A 21,516-nucleotide genomic window follows, 5' to 3' on the forward strand; every position below is an offset into this window, starting at 1 on the left:
GCGGTCATCCGGCCCGCCAGAGGCCGGACAGCAGCAGGCCGTTGGTCGCGTCCAGCTCCACGCCCTGCACCCGCGGGTTGGCCGCCATCGGCAGGATCAGCTCGTGGATCGGGATGTTGTAGCCGCGGTCCAGGATCATCCCGCTCGCCTCGTCCACCAGCTCCTGGCGGCGGTCCTCGTCGGTCGCCTGCCGCTGCGCGGTCAGCACCGCGTTGAGCTCGTCGTCACCGCGGTAGATCTGCGACTCGAGCACACCCGGATCGGCCCGGGTCAGGCCGGACATGCGGGCGTCGAAGTCCAGGTTGCGCTGTCGCTCGGTGCCCACCGCCAGCGGCACCGGCTCGAGGTTCATCTCGATCCCGATCTCGCCGTACTGCTGGCGCATCAGCTCCAGCAGCGGCACGTAGAGCAGGTAGATGGGGGTGAAGTACATGACGTCGAAGCTCGCCCGCTGCCCGTCGCGGACCCGGACGCCGTCCGGGCCGGGGACCCAGCCCGCCTCGTCGAGGGCCTGCGTCGCCCGGGCGGCGTCGAACCCGAGCCGGTCCGCCATGTCGGTGTACATCGGGGTGGTGCTGGACAGCACGGCGGTCGACGGGACGTCGGTGACGTCGAGCGCGGTCGGCACCACCACGGCGCGGTCGAACCCGACCTGGAGGGCCTCGCGGATCGCCGGGTCGTCCAGCGGCGCCCGGTCGGCGTTGACGAACAGGCTGTTGGTGAACCCGGGGTTCGGCCGCAGCACCGGCGTCATCCCGGCGGCCTCGGCCTGCGCGATGTCCTGCGGCTGCATCTCGACGGTGAGGTCGATCTGGTTCGACAGCAGGCTGCCGAGCCGGACCGAGGCGTCCGGGAACTGGCGGAACTCGACGGTGTCGAGATGCGCCTCGCCCTGGTTGGCGAAGGCGGCGGGCGCCCAGGCGTACCCGTCCCGGCGGGCCAGCTCGACCCGCTGCCCGGACACGAAGTCGGTCAGCGTGAACGGGCCGGTCCCGACGATGCCGCCGCGGCACCGGTCGTCCGGCGTGCCGGCCAGGGTGGCGGCGCCGACGATCCCGAGCGACGGCGTGGACAGGCCCTGCAGCAGCTGCGCGTCCGGCTCGGCGAGCGCGATGGTGACCCGGTCCGGGGCGTCGACCGTCACCTCCTGCACGTTGCGCAGGTAGGGGCCGGCGACGATCGCCCGGGCGCCCATCTCCAGGACGGCGTCGATGTTGCCCTTCACGACCTCGGCGGTCAGCGGCGTGCCGTCGCTGAAGGTGACGTCGTCGCGCAGGTCGAAGGTGTAGCTGCGGCCGTCCGGGCCGACCGTCCACTCGGCCAGCCACGGCTCGATCCGCCCGGTGTCGGTGTCCTGGTGCACCAGCGAGTCGGTGACCTGGCGGGTGATGGACAGCATCGCCCGCTGCTGGAGCTGGTGCGGGTCGATGCAGCCGGGATCGACCGGCGTGCCGATCACGGCGGTGCCGCCGCGGACCGGCTCGCCGCCGGCCGGACCGGCCGGCCCGGCCGCGCCGGCACAGCCGGTGAGCAGCATCGCGATCGCGAGTGCGGTGGCGGCCAGTACCGGCCGCCGTCGGGTACCGATGATCATCGGGGGTCCTCGTCTGCTGGGGTGAGGAGCCGCCGGCCGGGGATGGCGCCGACGAGCTCGCGGGTGTACGCGGTGCGGGGATCGGTGAGGACGTCGGCGGCGGTCCCGGTCTCGACGGCCCGGCCGTGCTGCATGACCAGCACCCGGTCCGAGACCTGCTGGACCACGCCGAGGTCGTGGCTGATGAACAGGTAGGTGAGGCCGAGCCCGGTCTGCAGCTCGCGCAGCAGGTCCAGGATCTGGGCCTGGATCAGCACGTCCAGCGCGGAGACCGCCTCGTCGAGCACGACGACCTCCGGCCGCACGGCCAGCGCGCGGGCGATCGCGACCCGCTGCCGCTGCCCGCCGGAGAGCTCCCGGGGGTGCGCGGCCGCGGTGGCCGCGGGCAGCCCGACCTGGTCGAGCAGCTCGCGTACCCGCGCGGACCGCTCGGCCCGGGTGCCGATCCGGAAGCCGTCCAGCGGCTCGGCGATGGAGCGGCCCACGCTGAACCGCGGGTCCAGCGAGGCGTACGGGCTCTGGTAGACCATCTGCAGCCGCCGGCCCCGGTCGCGCCCGGTCCCGGAGACCGGTTCCCCGGCGAGGCGGACCTCGCCCGCGGTGGGCCGTTCCAGGCCCATCACGATCCGGGCGACGGTGCTCTTGCCCGAGCCGGACTCGCCGACGATCGCGAACGTCGAGCCGCGCGGCACGCCGAACGACACGCCGTCCACCGCCCGCACCGAGCGGGCGCCGCCCGCGGTGCGCGGCAGCGCGAAGTCCTTGGTCAGCCCGCGCACCTCGAGCAGGTCCGGGTTGTCCACCGGCGGGCGCCGGACCGCGGCCGGCGCCGCGGCGACCAGCCGGCGGGTGTAGTCCTCCCGCGGGCGCAGCAGCACGTCCGCGCTGGTCCCGGCCTCGACCACCCGGCCGTCGTTCATGACGACCACCCGATCGGCCCGGTCGGTGGCCACGCCGAGATCGTGGGTGATCATCAGGACCGCCGTGCCGTGCCGGGCCCGCACCTCCTCGATGTGGTCGAGGATGCGCCGCTGCACGGTCACGTCCAGTGCGCTGGTCGGCTCGTCGGCGATCACCAGGCGCGGCCGGCAGGCGAACGCCATCGCGATCAGCACCCGCTGCCGCATACCGCCGGAGAGCTGGTGCGGGTACTGCCGGGCGCGGGCCGCCGGCTCGCTCAGCCCGGCGTCCGCGAGCAGCGCGACGGCCGCCTCCCGGGCCTGCGCCCGGCCGGCCGCGCCGTGCGCCCGCAGCACCTCGGCGATCTGGTCGCCGACCCGCAGGACCGGGTTCAGCGAGTTCATCGGGTCCTGCGGCACGTGCCCGATCTGCGAGCCCCGGACCTGCCGGAACTCCTTCTCGGTCGCCCGGGCGAGGTCGCGCCCGGCGAACCGGATGCGGCCGTCGTCGATCCGGCCGCCGGCCGGCAGCATCCCGGTGATCGCGGTCGCGACGGTGCTCTTGCCGGAGCCGGAGCCGCCGACCAGCGCGACGACCTCGCCCGGCTGCACCGTCAGGTCCACGCCGTGCACGACCGCGGTCCGGCCGTAGGACACCCGCAGCCCCTGCACGGTGAGGATCGGGCCGGTTCCCGCGGCGGCGGGATCGGTACGCGGGTCCGTGGCCGCCGTCATCGACGTCCTCCTTCGACCGAGTGGGCGAGCTGGTTGACCGTCAACGTCACGACCGCGATGACCAGGCCGGGCATCGCCGACATCCACCAGGCCGTGCCGAGGAAGCCGCGGCCCGCCGACACCAGCGAGCCCCATTCGGGCGCGGGCGGCGGGGTGCCGAAGCCGAGGAAGCTGAGCGTGGAGATCGCGAGCAGCGCGGTGCCGAACTCCAGCGTGGCCAGCACCAGCACCGGGCCGAGGGTGTGCGGCAGGACGTGCCGGCGCAGCACCGACGCGCGGCCGAACCCGGCGGACCGGGCGACCTCGACGAAGGCCATCGAGCGGATCCGCAGCACCTCGCCGCGGACCAGCCGGGCGAACGCCGCGGTGCTCACCACCCCGACCACGACCGCGACGTTCACGGTGCCGAAGCCCAGCGCGGAGACCAGTGCGAGGGCGAGCAGCAGCGGCGGGATCGCCAGCACCACCTCGAGCAGCCGCATCACCGCGGCGTCCACCACGCCGCCGAGGAAGCCGGCGACCAGCCCCAGCGCGGTGCCCGCGACCAGGGCGATCGCGACCGCGATCGCGGCGCTGCCGAGCGAGGCGCGGGCGCCGTGCACGATCCGGGCGAACTGGTCGCGGCCGAGCTGGTCGGTGCCGAACCAGTGCCGTCCGCTCGGCGGCTGGAGCCGGTCGGCCGGCACGGCGAGCTGCGGGTCCACCGAGGTGAACAGGGTCGGGAAGAAGGCCGCGGCGAAGGCGAGCAGCAGCACCGCCACGCCGACCGCGGTCAGTGCCCGCGGCCGGCGGCCGCGGCGCGGGCCCGCGGTCGCCGCGAGCGCCGGATCGGTGGCCGGGGTCGGCGCGGCCGTCGCCGGGGCGCTCATCGGCCGGCCCCGGAGGTGAGCCGCACCCGCGGGTCGAGCACCGGGTACAGCAGGTCGACGAGCAGGCCCGCCAGCACGTACACCACCGCGCCGACGACGACGAGCCCCTGGATGACCGGGATGTCCTGCAGGTCGACGGCGTCGACGGTGACCCGGCCCAGCCCGGCGCGGGAGAACACCGTCTCGATCACCACGGCGCCGGCGACGACGTTGCCGACCAGCAGGCCGAGCATCGTCACCGGCGGGACGAGCGCGGTGCGGGCGGCGTGCCGGACGTGCACGGCGACCGGGCCGAGGCCCTTCATCCGCGCGGTCTCCACGAACGGCTCGGCCAGCGACTCCCGCATGCTCGCGATGAGCATCTGGGTGTACATCGCCCCGGCCGGCAGGGCCAGGGTCACGCTCGGCAGCACCAGCCCGGCCGGGCCGGCGTCGCCGACCGAGGGGAACCAGCGCAGCTGGAAGCTGAACACGGTGAGCAGCACCAGCCCGACCCAGAAGGTGGGGACCGAGATCCCGACCGCGGGCAGACCGATCAGCACCCGGCGCGCCACCCGGCCGGGGACCGCGGTGGCGACCAGGGCGAACAGCGTGCCGGCCAGCACCGCACCGCCCAGCGCGGTGGCGGCGAGCAGCAGGGTCGGCGGCAGCGCGCCGCCGATCACCTCGGTCACCGGGACGCCGGTGCGCACCGACACCCCGAGGTCGCCGGTCGCCAGCCCGCGCAGCTGCTCGCCGTACTGCACGGGGAGCGGGCGGTCCAGCCCGTACTCGGCGCGCAGCGCGGCGACCTGCTCCGGCGGGACGTCGGCGCCCTCGCCGGTGCCGCCGAGCCGGGCGACGACCGCGTCGCCGGGCAGCCACCAGAGCATCAGGAAGGTCAGCGAGAACGCCGCCCAGATCACGAACAGGCCCTGCAGGATCCGCGACCCGAGGTAGCGGACCCGGGGGTCAATGGCGGGCCACGAAGTCGCGGATCTCATCCGCCACCTCCACCGGGTACTCGCGGTGCGGCCAGTGACCGGACCGGTTGATCATGTGCAGGCGCAGCGCGTCGACGTGCGGCTGCATCACGTCGAACAGGTCCAGGGCGTCCGACGACCGGGTGGTGGGGTCCCCGACCCCCCACAGGATCAGGGTCGGCTTGCGGTGCCCACCGCCGATGAACCACTTGAGGACCTGGTTCTTGAGCACCTCGAACTCGGCGTACATCTCCTCGGCGACCCGCGTGAACGCGGTCCGGGCCTCCTGCGACTTGGGCAGGGCGGAGATCTCGGCGCGGGACGCGACGAACTCGTCGGTGAGGTGCTCGAAGGTCGAGGACATGATGCGCAGATCGGTCGGCACGTCGCCGGTCATCGTCTGTGCGTAGGTCTTGTGGGTGAGGGTTCCGGGCACCCCCTCGGCCGGGTACTTCACCGAGATCGTCGCGCTGTTGACGATGACCAGCCGGGCGCAGAGATCGGGGTTCTCCAGCGCGATCCGGGAGGCCACGAAGGCTCCGCGGGACTGCCCGCCGAGGGTGGCGCCGGTGATCCCGAGGGACCGGACGAACGCGGTCGCGTGCGCGACCACCGCCGACATCCGGTAGTCGTCGTCGGTCCGGGGATTGTCGGTCATGCCCTGGCCGAGGCGGTCCACCACGACCACCCGGTGCCCGGCCGCGACCAGCACGTCGATCATCTCGTCGCGCCAGGTGTCCGCGCCGCCCGCACCGAACTCGCCGCCGTGGAACAGCACGATCGGATCGCCGGTGCCCTCGTCCTTGTACCGCGTCCGGTAACCGTCGACGGTGGTGTACTTCCAGTCGCTCATCGCTGGGGCGTCCTCTCGGGGGTTCATCCGTTGTTGCGCGGCAGCGCGAACCGGCCGGCGCTGCCGCCACCGTCGACGCTGAGCAGCGCCCCGGTGACGTACCCGGCCTCGGCCGAGCACAGGAACTCGATCGCGGGCAGCACGTCCGCGGTCGTCGCGGTGCGCCCCCACGGGATCGTCGCGGCGATCGCCGCCGCGTACTCGGGGGTGACGAACTCCCCCATGCCCGCGCGCCGGCCGTGGTCGACGAAGCCGGGCGAGACCAGGTTGACCGTGATCCGGTGCTCGGCGAGCTCCAGGCAGGCCACCCTGGCGAGCATCTCCAGGCCCGCCTTCGACGCCGAGTACGGACCGGCGCCGCGCCGCGCGGACCGGGCCGCGAAGCTGGTGACGCAGCAGATCCGGCCGCCGTCGCCCTGCCGGACCATCTGCCGGGCGGCCGCGCGCAGCACGTGGAAGGTGCCGTCCAGGTTGGTCCCGACGACCCGTCGCCACTCGGTGTCGGGCATGTCCAGCAGCGGGGTGCTGCTGGCGACGCCGACGTTGCTCACGCACACGTCGAGCCGGCCGAGCCGGGCGACGACCTCGTCGAACGCGGCGGACACCGACGCCGGATCGGCGACGTCGGCGGTCACCGCGACCGCGTCGGCGCCGGTGCCGACGAGCTCGGCCGCGGCCGCGGTCACCCGGCCGGCGTCGACGTCGAGCAGGGCGACCCGATCGCCCCGCGCCGCGAACCGATCCGCGACCGCGCGCCCGATGCCGGCTCCGGCCCCGGTCACCAGCACCACCCGGGCCCCGTCCGCTGTCATGTGAACTCCGTTCGCCTGCCAATTGTTCGTGTACGTAGCGATGTGGACAGTATGGGCAGGCCACCAGGTCGTCAACAGGCTCCTAGCGACTTACCAGGGCCGTAACAATTAATTCGTACACGAACAACATGCTAGTCTCGGCGGGTGTCGTCGCAGTCATCCGGCAGTGCCGGCCCCGCGGGCGCCCTGCTCCACGAGCTGTTCGCCGCGGACGTCGGGTTCCTCCTGCGCACCGCCAAGAGCGCCGTGCAGACCGCCCAGGCCCGGTACGCCGGCGGGCCCGCGGAGCTCACCCCGGCCCAGTTCTCGGTGCTGTTCGCGGTGGTCCGGGTCCCGGGGGCGACGCTCGGGCAGGTGTGCGAGCTGGCCTCGCTCAGCCCGGCGACGAGCAGCGTGCAGCTGGCCCGCCTCGCCCGGGAGGGCAAGGTGGTGGCGGTGGCCGGCGAGCAGGACCGCCGCCGCGCCTTCCACCACGCCACCGCCCCGGCCGCGCGGGAGGTCGAGCGCTACCTGGAGCGGCTGCACGCCGCCGAGGAGGCGATGCTCGCGGTGCTCGACCCGCCGGCCCGGGACCGGCTGCTGACCCATCTCGACCGCACCGCGTTCAGCGACCGCGGCCGGCACGCCGGCACCCTCGACGGGACCCCGGAGGCGGCGTCCGCCGTGCGCGAGACGCACGCGTTCGGCCGGCTCGTCCGGGTCGGGCTGCAGCGGTACGGATCGGCCTGGACCGCCCGCGCCGGCACCCACACGCCCAGCGCGCACGCGCTGCTGCGGGTGGTCGACGCCCGGCCGGACCGCCCGCAGCGGGAGGTCGGGGACGGTCTCGCGATCGACGCGACGTCGGTGGCCGGGCTGGTGTCCCGGCTGCGCCGCAAGGGCCTGCTCACCGTCCGCACCGGACCGGACGACCGCAGGCAGCGGCTGCTCGCGCTGACCCCGCAGGGCCGGGAGCTGCTGGTGCGGTCGGAGGCGCTGCGCGCCGAGATCGAGGCCGACCACCTGCGCCCGCTGGACGCCGCGGCGACCCGGGACTTCCTGCGGCTGCTCGCCCGGGTCGTCCTGCGCTGACCCTCGGCACGCAGCGAGGGGCCCACCGTCGTGCCGGACGGTGGGCCCCTCGCTGCGCGGGGAGCGGACTACAGCGCGACGGTCACCGACTTCACCCGGGTGTAGCTGAGCAGCTCGTCGAGCCCCTCCTCGGTGCCGGTGCCCGAGTTCTTCCAGCCGCCGTAGGGCAGGCCGAGGTAGTGCGGACCGGCCGTGTTGATCCACACGAAGCCGGTCTCCAGCGCCCGCGCGACGCGATGGGCCCGCCGGACGTCGTCGGTGAACACGCTGCCGGTCAGGCCGTAGCGGACGCTGTTCGCCAGCGCGACCGCCTCGGCCTCCTCGGTCCAGCGCAGCACCGTGAGGACCGGGCCGAAGATCTCCTCGTTCGCCACCCGGTGGTCGGGGCGCACGTCGTCGAGCACCGTGGGCGCGACGAACAGGGCGTCCCCGGCCCCCTCCGGCGGCCCGCCGCCGGTGACCACCCGGGCCCCCTCGGCGCGGGCGGTGGCGAGGTAGCCGAGCACCCGGTCGTACTGGGTGCGGTTGACCAGGGTGCCCTGCACCGCCGCCGGGTCCAGCGGCGGCCGGTACTCCCGGTCGGCGAGCAGCCGGGCGATCCGGGCGACCAGCTCGTCGGCGACCGAGGCGTGCACGAGCAGCCGCGAGGTGGACCCGCAGGACTGGCCGGACCAGGTGAAGTTCATCCCGCGCACGGCGGCCTCGGCGACCTCGTCGAGATCGGCGTCCGGGAAGGCGATCAGCGCGTTCTTGCCGCCCAGCTCCAGGGTGACCGCCTTGACCGCGACCTCGGCCGCGGCGCGCTGGATCGCCCGGCCCACCGGCTCGCTGCCGGTGAAGCCGATCCGGAACACGTCCGGATGCCGGACCAGCGCGTCCGGCACCTCGACGCCGTCGCCGACGACGATGTTCACCACCCCGGCCGGCAGCACGTCCCGGCAGACCTCGGCGAGCAGCAGCGCCGACAGCGGCGTCGCCTCGGCCGGCTTGAGCACCACCGTGTTCCCGGCGACCAGCGGCGCGGCGATCTTGCCCGCGGCGAACATGAACGGATGGTTGAACGGGATGATCTTGGCGACCACCCCGTACGGCTGCCGCTCGGTGAAGTGCAGGTTGGTGCTCGCCGGGACGGTGTCGCCCTTGAGCTCGAGGGCCAGGCCCGCGAAGTAGCGCAGCGCCGCGACCGCGGCGTGCACGTCGGCGGACATGATCGCGATCGGCGAGCCGCCGTCCACCGTGTCCAGCAGCGCGAAGTCGCGGGCCCGCTGCTCGATCGCGTCGGCCAGTGCGTGCACCGCCGCCGCCCGGTCCCCCGCGCTGCGCGCCGACCACCCGGGGAAGGCCGCGCTCGCGGCCGCCACCGCCCGGTCGGCGTCCGCGCGGCCGCCGTCCGGCACGTGCGCGAGCACCTCGCCGGTGTACGGGCTGCGCACCGGGAACGTCCGGCCGCTCTGCGCGCCGACCAGCTCGCCGCCGATCAGCAGCGACCACTCCCGGTCGAGCAGCTCGGCGGCCCGCCGCTCGTTGGCGGCCAACGCATCGGGCGGGGAGACGACCGTCATCAGCGCACCCCCGCCTCGACCAGCAGCGGATGGGTCTCGGCCTGGAAGCGCGCCATGTCCTGGACGTAGCGCGGCCAGGACAGCAGCACCCCGTCGAGCCCGCCCTCGGTGCTCAGCGCGATCAGCGTCTCGGCGACCTGCTCGCGGGTGCCGACGATCGGGTAGCCGGCCCAGCCGGCGATGAAGTGGAACTTCATCTCCTGCAGCGTCTCCGGGTCGAACGACTGGGAGTTCAGGCCCATGCTGGTGACCAGGTTCTGCGCCGCCTCCCAGTCGCCGCGCTCGTTGACGTAGTGGTCGAGGAAGCGCTTCGCCTCGGCCTCGGTGTCCTCCTGGACGATGTAGGCGTTGGTCCAGACCTTGATCTCGCGGCCGTACTCCTCCCGGGCCAGCCGCTTGAAGTCGTCCACCTTGGCGCGCATCGCCTGCGGGTCCTGCTGGGCGAGATCGGCGCTGACGAACACGACGTCGCAGTTGCGGGCGCCGAAGTGCCGGCCCGGGCCCGAGCCGCCGGCGTTCATCAGCACCGGGTGCGGCCCCTGGACCGGCTTCGGCGCGATCGCGGCGTCGGTGACCCGGAAGTACTTCCCGTCGAAGCTGAACGGCTCGTCGGCGGTCCAGAGCCGGCGGACGATGTCGACCCACTCCTGCGCGACCGCGTAGCGGTCGTCGTGCGCGAGCTGCTTGACCCCGAACATCTCGATCTCCGGGGTGTGCCAGCCGGTGACGATGTTCAGCGCGAGCCGGCCGCGGGAGATGTGGTCGATGGTCGTCGCCTGCTTCGCCGCCATCACCGGATGGATGGTCGGCACGTGCGAGGTGACGAACAGCCCGGCCCGCTCGGTGGCGCTGCCCATCCCAGCGGCCCAGGTGAAGCACTCGAAGCCGGCGCCGTTGAAGTTGGTCTCGCCGCCGAAGCCGCGCCAGCGGCCGACCGGCACGAGCGCCTCGAACTCCATCTCGTCGCCCATCCGGGCCAGGGACAGCGTCTGGTCCCAGGTCGCCTCGAGGACGCCGTCGATCGTGGAGATCGCGCAGCCCCCGCTCAGGTTCGACGAGAACGTCCCCAGGCGCAGGGTCCGGTCGTTGAAGACCGGATGGCGCGCCCCGGCGGTGCTTGCAGTGGTCACGGCGTCCTCCTCGACGGCGTTGGTACTCCCGGTCGATCGTTGCCTGTACCGACGACTCTGCGCCGTCGAAAAACAACGTGTACGGATCGATGGTGACGCTACGAGGACCCGCAACCCCGTGTCAATCGCCCTCTACCGGCTGCGTTGCCTGCCTCATCGAAATCCTCCGTATATCATCTACCTATGTACGCTAGGGTCGCTTGTACACGGAAGGCGACGGCAGTGAAGGATCTCCCGGCGTGACGAACCTGCGGCCCGGTCCAGCCGGGGCGACCTCGGCGCCGATGCTGTCGCTGAGCGAGGCCTCCGGTCACCTCATCCGCCGCTCCCAGCAGCGGCACACCCTGCTGTGGAGCCAGGAGTTCCACGGCGACCTGACCGGCCCCCAGTACGCGGTGATCTGCGCGATCGGCGCGGACGACGGCCTGGACCAGCGGGCGGTCGGCGAACGCGCCTCGCTGGACAAGTCCAGCACCGCCGACATCGTGGCCCGGCTCGACGGCCAGGGCTGGCTGCGCTGGACCCGCGACCCGGACGACGCGCGGCGCAAGACGCTGCGCCTGACCCCGCTCGCCCGCACCGCGCTCGCGGACGTGACCCGGCGGGTCGCGCTGGTGCAGCAGCGGCTGCTCGAACCGCTGTCCGCCGCCGACGCCGAGGCGATGCTCGCCGCGCTGCGCCTGGTCGCCTACGAGGGCGACCCGCCGGTCCCGGGCCGGGCCGACGCGTCCGTCCTCACCCTGGGCAACACCCCGGGCCACCTCATCCGCCGGGCCCAGCAGGTGCACACGATCACCTGGGGCGAGGAGGTCGGCCGCACGATGACCGCCCCGCAGTACGCGGTGCTCAGCGCCCTGTGGGCCCATCCGGACGGCATCGACCAGGGCACCGCCGCCGAGCTCGCGTCGGTGGACAAGTCGAGCATGGCCGACATCGTGCGCCGGCTGGTGACGCGCGGCTGGGTCGGCCGCACCCGCGATCCCGCGGACGCCCGGCGGCGGCTGCTCGGCCTCACCGACACCGTGCGCGCCGAGCTGACCGAGCTCACCCCGGCCGTCCGGCGGGTGCAGGAGCGGGTGCTCGCGCCGCTCGACGCGCAGCAGCGGTCCGCGCTGCTCGACGGGCTGCGCGCACTGGCCTACTCGGAATAGCCGGTACACGGAACATTCCGCCGGTCCGTCCCCCGGCGCTTGACGCCCCACATGCTCCGACGTACGGTCTGCTGAGTTAGTACGTGTACATACTTTTTCAGCCAGATCGGAGTGGAGATGGCGACTCGGCGCTTCAGTGCGACCGACCCGGAGCTGGACGAGCTCTACGGTCACCTCGCCGCGCGGTCCGTCCAGCCGCTGTGGGAGCTGTCCGGGCTGCTGACCCGCGAGCCGCGCGTCGCGGGGGTGCCCTTCCGGTGGGCCGGCCGCGAGCTGCGCGAGCTGGGGGCCCGGGCGGGCGACCTGGTCCCGGTGGACCGCGGTGGCGACCGCCGGGTCCTCGCGTGCTGCAATCCCGGCCTGGGCGGGGCGCCCTACGCGGTGTCGACGCTGTGGGCGGCCGTGCAGTACCTGCGCGGGCACGAGGTGGCGCCGGCGCACCGGCACACCCCGGCCGCGCTGCGGTTCATCGTCGAGGGCGAGGGCGTGTGGACCCTCGTCGACGGCGACCCGCTGCACATGGGCACCGGCGATCTCGTGCTCACCCCCAGCTGGACCTTCCACGAGCACCACAACCCCGGCGACCGGTCGATGATCTGGATGGACGTGCTGGACCTCCCGGTCGTCGCCGCGCTCGACGCGGTGTTCTTCGAGGAGGGCCCGTCGGAGCAGGCGGACACCCGCACCGCGCCGCGCTCGGACTCCGAGGGCTGGTTCGGCGGCGGCCCCGGCCTCACCCCGGTCGGCGCGCCCGCGCTGCCCGCGCACCGGTCGCCGCTGCTGGCCTATCGCTGGGCGGACACCGACCGGGCGCTGTCGGCGCTGCTGGACACGGCCGGCACCGGATCCGCGGCCCTGCGCTACGGCGATCCGGTCCGCGGTGGCGACGTGATGCCGACGATGCGGTGCGAGATCGCCCGGGTGCGCGCCGGGGCGTCCACCGGCACCGCCCGGCAGACCGGCGGCCGGGTGCTGTGCGTGCTGCACGGCACCGGGGAGATCGCGATCGGCGACCAGGTGTTCACCGTGGAGCCCGGCGACATCCTGGCCGTCCCGTCCTGGACGCCGTGGGCCGTCCACGCCACCGAGGAGACGGACGTGTTCAGCACCAGCGACGCACCCGTCCTGGAGAGCCTCGGCCTGATGCGCACCGAGACCCTCGGCGCCCCGCTGCCGACCGCCGTCCTCGCCGGGGCGCAGCGATGAGCGCGATCGTCGTCGGCGGCGGGATCGGCGGCCTGGCCACCGCGCTGTCGCTGGCCCGCAACGGCCGGCCCGTCCGGCTGCTGGAACGGGCCGAGGAGTTCGCCGAGATCGGCGCCGGCCTGCAGTTCGGCCCGAACGCCAGCCGCGCGCTGGACGCGCTCGGCGTGCTCGACGACATCCTGCCGCTGGCTGTGCGGCCCGAGCGCGCCGAGCTGCGCGACGCGCTCACCGGCCGGCTGATCACCACCCTGGACCTGGGCCCGGCCTTCGACGAGCGCTACGGCTACCCCTATCTCGTCCTGCACCGGCACGACCTGCTGGAGACCCTGGTCGAGCACTGCCGGCGGCACCCGTCGATCACCCTGGAGACCCGCCGCAGCGTGACCGACGTGCAGCTGCGCCCGGACGGCGCGGGCCTCACCTGCGCCGACGGGACCTCCTACGAGGCGTCGGCGCTGATCGGCGCGGACGGGCTGCACTCGACGCTGCGCCGGCACGTGCACGACGACGAGCCGGTCTGCAGCGGCTACGCCGCCTACCGCGGCACCGTGCCGCGCGAGCTGGCCGGGCAGTCGGCGAGCTCGAACGACGTGGTGCTCTGGATCGGCCCCGGCATCCACCTCATGCAGTACCCGGTGCGCCGCGGCGAGCTGTACAACCAGGTCGCGGTGTTCCGCAGCCGGAACTTCGCGCAGGGCCGGACCGGGCCCGGCGAGTGGGGCGGGCCGGAGGAGCTCGACGCCGCGTTCGCCACGGCGTGCGCCCCGGTGCGGGACGCGGTGTCCCGGATCGGCCGGTCCCGGCACTGGGCCATGTTCGACCGGGCGCCCGCCCCGACCTGGATCAACGGCCCGCTGGTGCTGACCGGCGACGCCGCCCACCCGATGCTGCAGTACCTCGGGCAGGGTGCCTGCCAGGCCCTGGAGGACGCCGTCGAGCTCGGCTACCGGTTCGGGCTGCACTCCGGACCGGACGGCGTCGACCTCGGCCGCGCCTACCGCGAGTTCGAGGCGGCCCGGCTCCCCCGCACCGCCCGCTGCCAGACCTCCGCCCGGCCGTGGGGCGAGCTCTGGCACACCGACGACCCGCTCGTGCTGGCACTGCGCGAGCGCGTGCTCGGCCGGCGCGCCCCCGACGACTACTGGGAGCTCGACTGGCTCTACGCCCCCGCCGCCGCCGGGTCCGCGGCGCCCGCCCTGACCGTGGCCGGGCCGGCGCCCGCCGTCACCCGCTGACCATCCGGAGTCCCCATGCGCTACCTGTCCTTCCTCGATGCCGCGGGATCGCCGCGGGTCGGTGCGGTCGAGAGCGGATCGTCGGCGACGATCCGGGACCTCACCGACCTGCTCCCGGCCGGTGCCGGCAGCCCGATCCGCAGGCTGATCGGCGGCGTCCCGGCCGGCGGGATCGCCGGCCTGCTCGCCCGTGCCCCGGAGGTCGAGGCCGCCACCACGACCCCGCTGGCCGCCGTCCCCGACCCGACCAAGATCGTCGCCGCGCCGGTGAACTACCGCGCCCACCAGGCCGAGATGAACGAGTCCGCGCACATCGACGCGCTCGGCGTGTTCCTCAAGGCGCCGAGCTCGGTCGTGCCGGTCGGCGGCACCGTCCGGCTGCCCTACACCGACCGGCGCTTCGACCAGGAGGGCGAGTTCGCCGCCGTGATCGGGCGGACCACCCGGAACGTGTCCGAGCAGGAGGCGCTCGACGCCGTCTTCGGCTACACCTGCCTGATGGACATGACCATGCGCGGCGGCGAGGACCGCTCGGTGCGCAAGTCCTTCGACACGTTCACCCCGCTCGGGCCGACCGTCGTCACCCCGGACGAGGTCCCGCCGATCGACGAGCTGGAGCTGCGGCTGTCGGTCAACGACGTGCTGCGCCAGCGCGCCGACCTGTCCGACCTGATCTGGGGCCTGCCCCGGCTGATCGCGTACGTGTCGTCGGTGATGACGCTGCACCCCGGCGACGTCGTCACCACCGGCACCCCGGAGGGCGTCGGCGAGGTGTTCGACGGCGACCGGATCGATCTCGCGATCACCGGCCTGGACCCGCTGTGGGTCGGCGTCTCCGCCGCGGGCGCCGTCGTCTGCCCCACCCGGGGCGCCCGGCGCGGCCCGGTCCCGCCGAGCGGGCTCACCCCGGTCGCCGAGCGCGGCGCGCGGTGACCGCGCTCAGCGCCACCGGGCTGGCCCTGCTCGACGACCGGGTCCCCGACCAGGGCCCGCTCGCCGCGCGGGCCGAGGCGGTGCGCACCGTGCTGCTCGCCGAGCGCACCGCCAAGGACCTCGGCCACTGGGCGGTCATGGCGGCCGCGTTCGCGCCGGTCTCCTGCGTGCAGGTGTCCTGGTTCGAGGGCTCCGGCGCGGACTTCGTCGCCAACGCCCGGGCCCGCGCCGACCGCGGCGGCACCCCGTCGTTCCACGAGATCGGGGCGGTCGCCGTCGTCGTCAAGGGGCGGCGGGCACTCGCCGACGCCTCCTGCACGGTGCACATCCGGACGACCGCCGACGGCGTCGGGATCGACCTGGTCAGCCGCGGCCGGCTGTGCTGGCGGGCCGAGGAGGTCGACGGCCGGTGGCGGATCGTCTCGATGGACATGATCTACATCCGGGACGGCCTGGCGCCGGTCGAGCCGGGCGCCGCGGTCCCGCCGCTGCCGGTGCCGGAGCAGGCCCGGTCCAGCTACGGCTTCCTGCAGCGCGTCATGTCGGCGGCCGGCTACCCGGTCTCCGCCGGGCTGCCCGGCGTCGACCGGCCCGATCTGGTGGACGCGCTGCTCGCCGGGCACGGCGGCTGGCTCCTCGACGGGGACGCCCGGTGACCGGCGACCCGGCGGCCGCCCTGCAGACCGCGTTCCGCACGGCGATGGCCGGCGTCTGCACCCCGGTCTCGGTGATCACCTCGGTGGCCGGCGGCCGGCCGCACGGCACGACGGTCAGCGCCTTCACCTCGCTGTCGATGAGCCCGCCGATGGTGCTGGTGTCCCTCGACGCCGGCTCGGACCTGCTCGCGCTGGTCCGCCGGACCGGCACCTTCGGGGTGAACGTGCTCGGGACCGGCCAGGCCGATCTGGCGCTGCGGTTCGCCCGCAAGGGCGCCGACGGGTTCGCCGACGTGGCCTGGTCCGAGCAGGACGGGGCGGCCCGGCTCGCCGGGGCGGCGGCCTGGGTGGGGTGCCGGGTGGCGGGCGTCCACCAGGGCGGTGACCACCTGATCCTGCTGGGCGACGTGCTCACCGCCGAGTCGCGTGACGTCGAGCCGCTGACCTACCACGCGCGGACCTTCGGCACCCACCTCCCGCACCCGTCGGCCGCCGCGTCCTGAGCGCGGGTGCACGCCGCGTCGACCACCCGGATCGCGTCCCGGGCCGGGCCGACGGCGTGCACCCGCACACCCCAGACGCCCTGCTGCGCGGCGAGCACCACCGTCGCCAGCGTCCCCGCGTCCCGGTCGACGGCCGCGGCCCGGCCGGTCAGCCCGCCCACGAAGCGTCTGCGCGAGGTGCCGGCCGCCGCGGTCGCCGCCGGGGTGCGCCCGGACAGCGCGCGCACCACCGGCAGCACCCGGCGGAGCTCCTCGTCCACCGGCACCCGCCGGGCCCCCGGGCGGGTGGACTCCCCGCCGACGTCGACGATGTCGGCACCGGCCGCGGCCAGCGCCGTCCCGTGCGCGACGGCGGCCGCCACGGTGTCGTGGCGGCCGCCGTCGGAGAACGAGTCCGGGGTGACGTTGAGGATGCCCATCACCCGGGTGGTCACGACCGTTCGAGCATCCGGCGCCGCCAGCGCTCGGTCCCGGCGACGTCGTTGAAGGTGAACACGTGGAACCCGGCGATCGGGTTCGCCGGCTCGGCCAGGCCGGCCCGGAAGCCGCGGACCAGCCGGGTCGGGTCGAAGCCGCCGGGGGTGAAGAACCGCCGGAGCAGTGCGCTCTGCTTGCGCAGGAACCGGGCGGAGTCGCCGACGCCGATGCTCGCCGAGATCCGCAGCAGCTTCTGCCGGGCGACCGCGCCCGGGACGCCGACCTGCACCGGGATGCCGACGCCGTGCGCCGCGACCGAGCGCGCCCACGCCGACACCGCGACCGGGTCGAAGCAGACCTGGGTGGTGACGTGATCGGCCAGCGCCGCCTTCGCCTTGAGCGACGCGAGCAGGCTCTCGTCCGGGATGGTGGCGTGGCCCTCGGGGTAGCCGGCGATCCCGATGTCGGTGAAGGTGTGCCCGCCGTCCCGGATCGCGTGCAGCAGGGTGAGCGCGTCGGCGTAGTCGCCGGTCGGCTCGCCGTCGCCGCCGATCACGAACAGCCGGTCGATCCCGGCGCCGGCGATCCGGCCCAGCAGCTCGTCGAGGTGCGCGCGGCTCGCGACCAGCTTCGCGGACAGGTGCGGGGCGACCCGGTAGCCGTCGCCGGCGAGCCGGACGGCCAGGTCGACGCCCGCCTCGATGCCCTTCTGCGGCGAGGCGGTGACGGTGAGCCCGATCGTCCGCGGGACGTGGTCGAGCACCGCCTCCCGGGTCCCGCGGAACGGCATGACCTCGTAGCCGATCGTCTCCAGCGCGGTGCGCAGCGACGTCATCGTGCGGCCTCCCGGGTCTGCGCCGCCGCCACCGTGTTGGCGAGCAGCATCGCGATGGTCATCGGCCCGACCCCGCCGGGGACCGGGGTGATCGCGCCGGCGACCGGCGCCACGCCGGCCCGGTCGACATCGCCGACCAGGCCGTCGGAGGTGCGGTGGATCCCGACGTCGACGACCGTCGCGCCGGGTGCGACGTGCGCGCCGGTGATGATCCCGGGCACCCCCGCCGCGGCCACCAGGACATCCGCGGAGCGGGTGAGCGCGGGCAGGTCGCGGGTGCGCGAGTGGGCGATCGTGACGGTGGAGTCGCGGCCCAGCAGCAGCTGCGCCATCGGCCGCCCGACCAGTGTGGACCGGCCCACGACGACGGCGCGGCGCCCGGCGAGCCCGATCCCGGCGGCGTCGAGCAGGGCGATCACCCCGGCCGGGGTGCACGGCCGCAGCCCGGGCTCGCCGCGGGCCAGCAGGCCCTGGCTGCGGGTGGTGAGCCCGTCGACGTCCTTCTCCGGGGGGATCCGCTCGACCAGCCGGGCCGGGTCGAGGTGCCCGGGCAGCGGGAGCTGCAGCAGGATCCCGGTGACCCGGTCGTCGGCGGCGAGCTCGTCGAGCACCGCGGCGACCTCGGCCTCGGACGCGGTGCCGGGCAGATGCCGGTGCACGTCGCCGATCCCGGCGGCGGCCGCGGAGCGGCGCTTGTTCGCCACGTACACGCCGCTGGCCGGGTCGTCGCCGACCAGCACGGTGGCCAGGACCGGTGCGGTGGTGAGCGCGGCGGCCCGGCGGGCGGTCTCCTCGCGGACGCCGCGGGCCACCATCCGGCCGTCGATCACGGTGGCGGTCACCGGCCGAACACCACCGTCTGGTTGCCGTCGACGACGATCCGGTCCTCGCAGTGCCAGCGCACCGCCCGGGACAGCACGGCGCGCTCGACGTCGGCGCCCTTCTGCACCAGGTCCTGCACGGTGTCGGTGTGCGACACCCGGACCACGTCCTGCTCGATGATCGGCCCCTCGTCCAGGTCCTCGATCACGTAGTGCGCGGTGGCGCCGACCAGCTTCACGCCGCGGTCCTTGGCCTTCGCGTACGGCCCCGCCCCGATGAACGCGGGCAGGAACGAGTGGTGGATGTTGATCACCGGCGCGCCCAGCCGCTGCAGGAAGCCGGCCGAGACGATCTGCATGTAGCGGGCCAGCACGACCAGGTCGACCCGGCCGGCGAGCAATCGCAGGTGCTCCGCCTCGGCCTCGGACTTGTCGCCGGTGACCGGCACGTGCACGAACGGGATGCCGAACGGCTCGACCTCGGCGGCGAGATCGGGATGGTTCGCCACGACCGTGGTGACGTCGATCGGGAGCTCCCGGCGGCGCCACCGCCACAGCAGGTCGAGCAGGCAGTGGTCGGTGCGCGAGGCGAAGATCGCGACCCGCTTGCGGTGCGCGGTGTCGTGCAGCGACCAGCGCAGTCCCAGCCCGCCGGCGATCTCCCGGTCCAGGTCGGCCGCCAGCGCGGGCCGTGCCGCGGCGAGATCGGGCAGCGCGAAGACGGTGCGCTGGGCGAACTGCCCGCCGACGGTGTCGGTGGAGTGCTGGCGCAGCGAGACGATGTTCGCCCCGTGCCGGGTCAGCACCGCCGACACCGCCGACACGATCCCGGGCCGGTCGGGCCCCTGCACGAGCAGCCTGCCGACCCCGGTGGTCCCGTCGAGCCCGGCCGCCGCCGGGCCGCCCGCGGTCAGCGCGGCGGCGCTCGCCCGGCTGCGCCGGGCCGTCACGCCGGCCATCAGTGGCCCAGCGGGGTGGTGCTCACGCGCGCCCGCAGCGTGGTCTGGACGTGCCGTTCGACGTTGCGCTTCGGCGTGCCGCCGTCCTCCTCGCCCCAGACGACCGTGACCTCGGTGCCGTCGGCGGCCGCGGCCTCGTCGAGGAAGCCGACCGACATCCAGGAGCCGATGTTCACGGTGTACCCGCAGAGCGTGGACACCCCGACCGGCCGGTCGTCGACGAGCACGCTGTCCAGGTGGATCCGGGAGTAGCGGCCCAGCGGGGTGTCGAGGTACTTGGCCCGCTTCTCGCCGTCGAACAGGCTGGAGGCGTGGACCCGGGCCACGTCCTCGGGGTTCCAGCGCAGCCAGACCTTCGTCCGGCGCGGGCCCTCGGCGGCGCGCTGCAACGCGTCCCGGCCGACGAAGTCGTGATCGAACCTGACGAGGTGGCCGTAGCCGAAGTCGTACGGGGTCGTGTAGTAGTCCTCGACGGTCGGCGCGGCGTAGCTGCCGCCGATGGACAGCTTGCCCTCGTACCCGTTGCCGGGCAGCCACTCGCGGTAGCCCTTGAGCTCGGGCGCGGTGTAGATCGCCGGGGTCGGCTGCGCGGCGTAGCCGGACTCGATGCCGCCGGTGTAGTACGCCAGCGCACCACCCAGGACCAGCCCGAACTCCTCCCCCGCCGCCACGAGCGCGTCCCAGCAGGGCCGGTAGTCCTCCCAGGGGCCCCAGATCTCCATGCCCATCGACTCGGCGCCGGGGACGCCGGCCATGGTGTGCGACAGGGCCCGCACCGGCCGCCCGCCGAGGGTGAACGAGGTCATCCCGAAGAACCGGACCGGGTCCAGCGGGCCGCCGTGCGCCTTCTCCAGGATCGCCCGCGCGGTGGGGCCCTCGATCTCGAAGCGGAACAGCCTGCGGTGCCCGCCGGGCGGCTGGTCCGCGGTCCGCTCGTCCCGGACGATCTCGACGTCGTAGCCCTGGGTCTCGGCCCGGTAGGTGAGCCAGTTCGCGGTGGCGGTCGGGCCGACCACGCTGACCTCGTTCTCGCCGAGCCCGAACAGCACGGCGGTGCCGATCATCCGGCCCTCCTCGGTACACGCCACGAGGTGCTTGGCCTTGTTCGGCGCCCAGGTCGCGAAGCTGTTGGTGCCGGACTCGGTGAGCAGCCGATCGACGTCCGGGCCGGTGAAGTAGACGTCGGTCATGTGGTGGCTCTGGTCGAACAGCACCGCCGTCGTGCGCCAGGCCGCCTGCTCGTCCTGCCAGTTGGTGATCTGATCCGGGTAGTCGAAGCGGAACCGGTTGGCGGGCGAGTGGCGCAGCATCCGCAGCGGGTCGCCCATCCGCGCCAGCTTCGCCTCGAGGCTCTCGGGCATCGTCGTCTCCATCGTCGAGGCTCAGTCCGTATACGTACTAACTCGGCGGACGGTAGTTGAGCAGTAGTGTTCGGTCAAGCAATGGATTGACGAGGGACAACCGTACGCATACGTTCTCACGTATGGCGCAGAACCCGGTCGACGCCGTCGTCGACGCCCACCGCGCACTGCACGCCGCCGGCCAGGCCGACCTGATCTGGGGGCACGCCGCGCTGCGCGACCCGGACGGGCGCGGCCTGTGGACCAAGTCCGCCGGCTGGGGCATGGAGGAGATCACCCCGGAGCGGGTCGTGCTGCTCGCCGACGACGGCACGGTCCTGCAGGGCCGCGGCCGGCGGCACATCGAGTTCCACATCCACGCCGCGCTGCTGCGCGCCCGCCCGGACATCGGGGCCACCGTGCACACCCACGCCGAGGCCGCGACCGCGTTCGCCGCACTGGACACCCCGCTGCGGCCGCTGTCGCACGACGCGGTCCCGTTCCTCGATCCGGACGTCGTGCGCTTCACCCGCACCGGCGACCTGATCGCGACCGCCGAGCTGGGCGACGCACTGGCCGAGGCGATCGGCGACGTCAACGGCTGCCTGATCCCCGGGCACGGGATGGTGACCGTCGGGGCGGACCTGCCCGCGGCGGTGATGCACGCGGCGCTGCTGGACCGGGCCTGCCGGATCCAGCTGCAGGCGACCGCTGCCGGGGGGCCGGTCCGCTGGTCGCCGGACGGGGAGGTGGCCGACAAGCGCCGGGGGCTGTGGACGTCCGCGCAGCTCGGGGCGGGATACGGGTACCTCGTGCGCAGCGGTGCGGACGGTGGCGCTGTGCTCCGTTCGCACTAATGAGGCGGTGTCGCGAACCTCGTAGTTGAATGGGGGTGATCGACCGACCACGCCGCCCACCATCGGGAGCAGCGATGAGCCGACCCGACCGGCAACCGACCCAACCTCCGGGAGGA

General features: G+C 74.4%; 21 protein-coding genes. 8 read left to right on the forward strand and 13 right to left on the reverse strand.

The window, feature by feature from the left end; genetic code table 11:
• Nucleotides 1-4: 4 nt before the first annotated feature.
• From ACVJO7_RS12020 to ACVJO7_RS12045, 6 genes are read right to left on the reverse strand one after another with little or no spacing between them, the layout of a single operon-like run.
• The gene (locus ACVJO7_RS12020) at nucleotides 5-1,594 is read right to left on the reverse strand and encodes an ABC transporter substrate-binding protein (protein ID WP_491672923.1); all 1,590 of its coding nucleotides are present in this window, start codon (nucleotides 1,592-1,594) and stop codon (nucleotides 5-7) included.
• Nucleotides 1,591-3,228, reverse strand: a complete 1,638-nt coding sequence (locus ACVJO7_RS12025; RefSeq protein WP_491672924.1) for a dipeptide ABC transporter ATP-binding protein — start codon at nucleotides 3,226-3,228, stop codon at nucleotides 1,591-1,593. The genes ACVJO7_RS12020 and ACVJO7_RS12025 overlap by 4 nt, the downstream gene beginning before the upstream one ends.
• Nucleotides 3,225-4,097, reverse strand: a complete 873-nt coding sequence (locus ACVJO7_RS12030; RefSeq protein WP_491672925.1) for an ABC transporter permease — start codon at nucleotides 4,095-4,097, stop codon at nucleotides 3,225-3,227. The genes ACVJO7_RS12025 and ACVJO7_RS12030 overlap by 4 nt, the downstream gene beginning before the upstream one ends.
• On the reverse strand, nucleotides 4,094-5,080 hold the full coding sequence (locus tag ACVJO7_RS12035; protein ID WP_344019457.1) for an ABC transporter permease: 987 nt from the start codon (nucleotides 5,078-5,080) through the stop codon (nucleotides 4,094-4,096). The genes ACVJO7_RS12030 and ACVJO7_RS12035 overlap by 4 nt, the downstream gene beginning before the upstream one ends.
• The gene (locus tag ACVJO7_RS12040) at nucleotides 5,049-5,912 is read right to left on the reverse strand and encodes an alpha/beta fold hydrolase (RefSeq protein WP_491672926.1); all 864 of its coding nucleotides are present in this window, start codon (nucleotides 5,910-5,912) and stop codon (nucleotides 5,049-5,051) included. The genes ACVJO7_RS12035 and ACVJO7_RS12040 overlap by 32 nt, the downstream gene beginning before the upstream one ends.
• A gap of 23 nt (nucleotides 5,913-5,935) precedes the next feature.
• Complete coding sequence (locus ACVJO7_RS12045) at nucleotides 5,936-6,724, reverse strand: SDR family NAD(P)-dependent oxidoreductase (protein WP_344019461.1); 789 nt, start codon at nucleotides 6,722-6,724, stop codon at nucleotides 5,936-5,938.
• Between the two features lie 144 nt (nucleotides 6,725-6,868).
• Here ACVJO7_RS12045 and ACVJO7_RS12050 point away from each other — a divergent pair, with 144 nt between their 5' ends.
• Complete coding sequence (locus tag ACVJO7_RS12050) at nucleotides 6,869-7,795, forward strand: MarR family winged helix-turn-helix transcriptional regulator (RefSeq protein WP_491672927.1); 927 nt, start codon at nucleotides 6,869-6,871, stop codon at nucleotides 7,793-7,795.
• Between the two features lie 68 nt (nucleotides 7,796-7,863).
• Here the strand turns inward: ACVJO7_RS12050 and ACVJO7_RS12055 are convergent, their stop codons facing one another.
• On the reverse strand, nucleotides 7,864-9,357 hold the full coding sequence (locus ACVJO7_RS12055; protein ID WP_344019465.1) for an aldehyde dehydrogenase family protein: 1,494 nt from the start codon (nucleotides 9,355-9,357) through the stop codon (nucleotides 7,864-7,866).
• A complete protein-coding gene (locus ACVJO7_RS12060) occupies nucleotides 9,357-10,487 on the reverse strand; it encodes an LLM class flavin-dependent oxidoreductase (RefSeq protein WP_344019467.1) in 1,131 nt (376 codons plus the stop codon). Before ACVJO7_RS12060 ends, ACVJO7_RS12055 begins: the two co-directional genes overlap by 1 nt.
• Before the next feature lie 239 nt (nucleotides 10,488-10,726).
• On the opposite strand from ACVJO7_RS12060, the gene ACVJO7_RS12065 reads away from it, so the two are divergent.
• The 6 genes from ACVJO7_RS12065 (at nucleotide 10,727) to ACVJO7_RS12090 (ending at nucleotide 16,171) form a co-directional block, all read left to right on the forward strand.
• On the forward strand, nucleotides 10,727-11,638 hold the full coding sequence (locus tag ACVJO7_RS12065; protein ID WP_344019469.1) for a MarR family winged helix-turn-helix transcriptional regulator: 912 nt from the start codon (nucleotides 10,727-10,729) through the stop codon (nucleotides 11,636-11,638).
• A gap of 117 nt (nucleotides 11,639-11,755) precedes the next feature.
• Nucleotides 11,756-12,844, forward strand: coding sequence for a cupin domain-containing protein (locus ACVJO7_RS12070; RefSeq protein WP_491672928.1), 1,089 nt, complete (start codon nucleotides 11,756-11,758; stop codon nucleotides 12,842-12,844).
• On the forward strand, nucleotides 12,841-14,079 hold the full coding sequence (locus tag ACVJO7_RS12075) for an FAD-dependent monooxygenase (RefSeq protein WP_491672929.1): 1,239 nt from the start codon (nucleotides 12,841-12,843) through the stop codon (nucleotides 14,077-14,079). The genes ACVJO7_RS12070 and ACVJO7_RS12075 overlap by 4 nt, the downstream gene beginning before the upstream one ends.
• A gap of 15 nt (nucleotides 14,080-14,094) precedes the next feature.
• The gene (locus ACVJO7_RS12080; RefSeq protein WP_491672930.1) at nucleotides 14,095-15,012 is read left to right on the forward strand and encodes a fumarylacetoacetate hydrolase family protein; all 918 of its coding nucleotides are present in this window, start codon (nucleotides 14,095-14,097) and stop codon (nucleotides 15,010-15,012) included.
• The gene (locus tag ACVJO7_RS12085; RefSeq protein WP_491672931.1) at nucleotides 15,009-15,668 is read left to right on the forward strand and encodes a nuclear transport factor 2 family protein; all 660 of its coding nucleotides are present in this window, start codon (nucleotides 15,009-15,011) and stop codon (nucleotides 15,666-15,668) included. Before ACVJO7_RS12080 ends, ACVJO7_RS12085 begins: the two co-directional genes overlap by 4 nt.
• On the forward strand, nucleotides 15,665-16,171 hold the full coding sequence (locus tag ACVJO7_RS12090) for a flavin reductase family protein (RefSeq protein WP_491672932.1): 507 nt from the start codon (nucleotides 15,665-15,667) through the stop codon (nucleotides 16,169-16,171). Before ACVJO7_RS12085 ends, ACVJO7_RS12090 begins: the two co-directional genes overlap by 4 nt.
• Here the strand turns inward: ACVJO7_RS12090 and ACVJO7_RS12095 are convergent.
• From ACVJO7_RS12095 to ACVJO7_RS12115, 5 genes are read right to left on the reverse strand one after another with little or no spacing between them, the layout of a single operon-like run.
• Nucleotides 16,114-16,605: a dihydropteroate synthase gene (locus ACVJO7_RS12095; protein WP_491672933.1), complete on the reverse strand. Its 492-nt coding sequence runs from the start codon at nucleotides 16,603-16,605 to the stop codon at nucleotides 16,114-16,116. The two genes, ACVJO7_RS12090 and ACVJO7_RS12095, sit on opposite strands and share 58 nt — an antisense overlap.
• Nucleotides 16,602-17,423 carry a methylenetetrahydrofolate reductase gene (locus ACVJO7_RS12100; RefSeq protein ID WP_491672934.1) on the reverse strand — a complete coding sequence of 274 codons (822 nt, stop codon included), beginning with the start codon at nucleotides 17,421-17,423 and terminating at the stop codon, nucleotides 16,602-16,604. Before ACVJO7_RS12100 ends, ACVJO7_RS12095 begins: the two co-directional genes overlap by 4 nt.
• Nucleotides 17,420-18,265, reverse strand: coding sequence for a bifunctional methylenetetrahydrofolate dehydrogenase/methenyltetrahydrofolate cyclohydrolase FolD (gene folD / locus ACVJO7_RS12105; protein WP_491672935.1), 846 nt, complete (start codon nucleotides 18,263-18,265; stop codon nucleotides 17,420-17,422). Before folD ends, ACVJO7_RS12100 begins: the two co-directional genes overlap by 4 nt.
• A complete protein-coding gene (gene purU, locus ACVJO7_RS12110; RefSeq protein WP_491672936.1) occupies nucleotides 18,262-19,203 on the reverse strand; it encodes a formyltetrahydrofolate deformylase in 942 nt (313 codons plus the stop codon). The genes folD and purU overlap by 4 nt, the downstream gene beginning before the upstream one ends.
• Nucleotides 19,203-20,564, reverse strand: a complete 1,362-nt coding sequence (locus ACVJO7_RS12115; RefSeq protein ID WP_491672937.1) for an aminomethyl transferase family protein — start codon at nucleotides 20,562-20,564, stop codon at nucleotides 19,203-19,205. Before ACVJO7_RS12115 ends, purU begins: the two co-directional genes overlap by 1 nt.
• 122 nt (nucleotides 20,565-20,686) lie before the next feature.
• Between ACVJO7_RS12115 and ACVJO7_RS12120 the strand changes: the two genes are divergently transcribed.
• On the forward strand, nucleotides 20,687-21,400 hold the full coding sequence (locus ACVJO7_RS12120) for a class II aldolase/adducin family protein (protein ID WP_491672938.1): 714 nt from the start codon (nucleotides 20,687-20,689) through the stop codon (nucleotides 21,398-21,400).
• The last annotated feature ends 116 nt before the right edge of the window (nucleotides 21,401-21,516 follow it).

The organism is Pseudonocardia sp. DxW (assembly GCF_058448985.1).